4 protein-coding genes are annotated in these 3,950 nt (G+C 65.8%); all 4 read right to left on the bottom strand.

All coding sequences use genetic code 11. The annotated features are described in order from the left end of the window. A partial coding sequence (locus ABIS05_RS20240; RefSeq protein WP_348012579.1) for an AMP-binding protein occupies positions 1-838 on the bottom strand: 838 nt, incomplete at its 3' end. A gap of 10 nt (positions 839-848) precedes the next feature. Further along, positions 849-2,552 (bottom strand): cation acetate symporter, encoded by a 1,704-nt coding sequence (locus tag ABIS05_RS20235; RefSeq protein WP_348012580.1) that lies wholly within the window; start codon positions 2,550-2,552, stop codon positions 849-851. Between the two features lie 23 nt (positions 2,553-2,575). Further along, on the bottom strand, positions 2,576-2,890 hold the full coding sequence (locus tag ABIS05_RS20230; RefSeq protein ID WP_348012578.1) for a DUF485 domain-containing protein: 315 nt from the start codon (positions 2,888-2,890) through the stop codon (positions 2,576-2,578). Between the two features lie 231 nt (positions 2,891-3,121). Beyond that, positions 3,122-3,950 (bottom strand): HAMP domain-containing sensor histidine kinase (locus tag ABIS05_RS20225; protein WP_348012577.1); only part of this gene is annotated, 829 nt, incomplete at its 5' end.

The following is a 3,950-nucleotide window of genomic DNA, read 5'->3' as shown; positions in this document are numbered from 1 at the left end:
GCTGCACGCCCTTGGGCTTGCCGGTGGAGCCCGAGGTGTAGAGCAGGAAGAGCGGATGCTCGGCGCCCACCCACTCGGGCTCGCAGGTGTCGGCCTGCGCGGCGGTGATGTCGTGCATCCAGCGGTCACGCGCCTGCCACGCAATCTTGCCGCCGGTGCGACGGTAGACGATCACCTGGCGCACGGCCTCGCAGCCCTCCATCGCCAACGCTTCATCCACGATGGCCTTCAGCGGCAGCGCCTTGCCGCCTCGCATTTGCTCGTCGGCCGTGATGACGGCCACCGCGCCGGTGTCGGCGATGCGGTCGCGCAGCGAATGGGCCGAGAAGCCGCCGAACACCACGGTGTGGACGGCGCCCAGGCGCGCGCAGGCCTGCATGGCCACCACGCCCTCGACCGACATCGCCATGTAGATGACGACACGATCGCCCTTGCTCACGCCCAGCGCCTTCAGGGCGTTGGCCATGCGGCAGGTCTGCGCCAGCAGCTCGGCGTAGGTGCGGCGCGTGACCGTCCCGTCGTCGGCTTCAAAGATGATGGCCACCTTGTCGCCGCGCCCGGCCGTGACCTGGGCGTCCAGGCAGTTGTAGGAGACGTTCAGCGTGCCGTCCTCGAACCACTTGAAGTGCGGAGCCTCGCTGCTGTCCAGCACCTTGGTGAAGGGCGTTTTCCAGGCGACGAACTCGCGCGCCAGTCGGGCCCAATAGGCCTCGTAATCGGCCTCGGCTTCAGCCACCAGCAGGTCGTAGGCAGCGCGCCCGGCCACGTAGGCGGATGAGGCCAGCGCCTGCGGCGGTGCGTAGCGGGCCAGGGTGTCGGCGTTGCTTGTTTCGCTCATGTCGAGTCCTTCAATGTCCTGACGCGCCGAGTGCGCCGATGCCGGTCTCGGAGCGAACCTGCTGGGCCTCGAAGCCGGCCCGGTCAATGGCGGCGCGCGGGCTCTTGTCGAGGATGGAGAACAGCCAGATGCCGACGAAGCCGATCGTCACGGAGAACAGCGCCGGCGACGCGTAGGGGAACAGCGCCGAGCCCTTGGGGTGGCCCAGCGTCACCTCCCACACGGCCGGCGACACCAGCGTCAGCAGCACCGACGACGCGAGGCCGAGGAAACCGCCGATCACCGCGCCGCGGGTCGTGCAGTCCTTCCACAACACGGACATCAGCAGCACCGGGAAGTTGGCCGACGCCGCGATGGCGAACGCCAGGCTGACCATGAAGGCGATGTTCTGCTTTTCGAACACGATGCCCAGCACGACGGCAACGATGCCCAGCGCGATGGTCGTCAACTTCGACACGCGGAGTTCGGAGGCGCTGTCGGCCTTGCCCTTCTTCAGCACGGTGGCGTACAGGTCATGCGACACCGCCGACGCGCCCGACAGCGTGAGCCCGGCCACCACCGCCAGGATGGTCGCGAAGGCCACCGCCGAGATGAAGCCCAGGAACACATTGCCGCCCACGGCATTGGCCAGGTGGATGGCCGCCATGTTGCCGCCGCCGAGCAGGCCGCCCTTGGCGTCGAGAAACTCCGGGTTCGTCAACACGAAGGCGATCGCGCCGAAACCGATGATGAACGTGAGGATGTAAAAGTAGCCGATCCAGAGGGTGGCCCACAGCACCGACTTGCGCGCCTCCTTGGCGTTGGGCACGGTGAAGAAGCGCATCAAGATGTGCGGCAGGCCGGCCGTACCGAACATCAGAGCCATGCCGAAGCTGATGGCCGAGATCGGATCCTTGATGAAGCCGCCCGGGCCCATGATCGAGAAGCCCTGCGCAGCAGCTTCGTCGGGTGACTTGCCGGCTGACGCAGCAATCGCCGTCTTGATCTCGACCGACTTGGCGAACATTGCCTCGGTGCTGAAGCCAAAGCTGTAGAGCACCATGAAGGCCATGAAGCTGGCGCCTGCCAGCAGCAGGCAAGCCTTGATGATCTGCACCCAGGTGGTGGCCGTCATGCCGCCGAACAGCACGTAGACCATCATCAGCGCGCCGACGATGACGACGGCTATCCAGTACTCCAGCCCGAACAGCAGCTTGATCAACTGCCCCGCGCCCACCATCTGCGCGATCAGATAGAAGGCCACGACCACCAGCGTGCCCGAGGCCGCGAACACGCGCACCGGGGTCTGTGAAAAGCGGAACGCCGCCACGTCGGCGAAGGTGAACTTGCCGAGGTTGCGCAGCCGCTCGGCCAGCAGGAAGGTCACGACCGGCCAACCGACGAGGAAGCCGATGGAATAGATCAGGCCGTCGAAGCCGCCCACCATGACTGCCGCCGAGATGCCGAGGAACGAGGCCGCCGACATGTAGTCGCCCGCAATCGCCATGCCGTTTTGGAAGCCCGTGATGCCGCCGCCAGCGGTGTAGAAATCGGACGCCGACTTGGTCTTGGCCGCAGCCCACTTGGTGATGAAGAGCGTGCCGATGACGAAGATCGCAAACATGCTGATCGCGGTCCAGTTGGTCGGCTGCTTTTCCGCCTGGCCGAGGTCGGCACCCGCCGAGAGCGCGGCACCAGCAAATCCCAGCAGCCCCAGCGTGGCCGCAGCGCGCAAGAGGAGTTGCGAACGCGGCGCGTTCACGCGAGTGCCCTCTTGACGATCTGCTCGGTCAGCGCGTCGAACTCACCGTTGGCGCGCCGCACGTACAGCGCCGTGATGGCCACCGTGAACAGGATGATGCCCAGGCCGATCGGCATGCCGAGGGTGGTGACGCCCTGGCCCAGCCGCGTGGCGAGGAAGGGCTTGTCGAATGCAACCAGCAGGATGAAGCCGTAGTACACGAGCATCATGGCGCCCGTGAGCCACCAGCCGAAACGCGAGCGGCTGGACTTCAGTAACTGGTAGTTGGGATCCCGCGCGACGCGTGCGGTCAGGTCCTTGTGCTCTTGCATGGCGAATCCTTGTTGGGCAGTCGGATCGATGCGCTGGTATCCGATGCTCTCGGCCACGCTCTGGCCAGGGGTCGAGCACCACCGGGATGGGCTCACCCTGGGCAGTTCATGCCAGCGAGCCTGCGCCAGTCACCAGGCGCCGTCGGTGCGCTGGCGCACGATGCGTGATGCCGAACAGCCAATGGCTGTCTTGCGCCCTGATTCGCCGCGCCTGAGGCTCTCGACGACTTGCTACGGCTTCAAGAACCGACCCAGGGTGATCGTGAAGATGCAGCCAATGCCCGGCACATCTCTGACGCTCAAGCTGCCGTTGTCCGCCTCCACGTTCCGCCGCGCAATGGCAAGGCCCAGACCTAATCCGCTTTTGTCCTCTCCCTGCTGGACGAAAGGTTTGAACATGGCCTCGCCGCTCCCCGGCAACAGGCCGCCGCAGTGGTCGGCAACGTCGATGGCGATACGGTCGCCGATGGCGTAAGCGCTCACGGAAACCCGGGTGTGTGGGCGGGTGAACTTGAAGGCGTTCTGAATCAGGTTGATCAGAGCACCCAAGAGGAGCTCCCTGTTGCCGCGAATCCAGAGGAGTGGGTCGACCGGCGCCACCACGAAGGGGCAGCCTTTAGCCTCCCCAGCCAGAAGTGCGATGTTTCCTGCCTCGTGGATGAACGCCGCCAGCGAAATCAGCTGGGGCGGTGCCAGCTCGCTGGCGGTGGCGCGCACCTCGCTGAGCGTACGGGTCAACAGACTCGTCATGGACACCAGGCTTCGCTTCAGCACGCCGCCGGTCGAGCCGCCAATGGGCAGCATGCCGGACTCCAGCGCCGCCAAGGCCAACGTGGCGGAATGCAGATGGTTCCTCAGTTCGTGCACGAGAAACCCCAGGCGCTCGTTGGCTTCGGCAGACTGCTTGAGGGCAATATCGGCGTCACGCTGAGCGCCGAATTCGGTCACGGCGTCGGCGATGGCGTTGTCCAGGCAGCGGTTCAATGTGCGGAACGCGCCGACGCTGAAGGGTGCATCGCGCTCGACGGCCAAGTCCGTGATGGCCTGGCACAGGTCGCCG

It is taken from the genome of Roseateles sp. (assembly GCF_039929605.1).
Taxonomy (GTDB): Bacteria; Pseudomonadota; Gammaproteobacteria; order Burkholderiales; family Burkholderiaceae_C; genus Pelomonas.
This window is presented reverse-complemented; position numbering and strand designations above follow the sequence as displayed.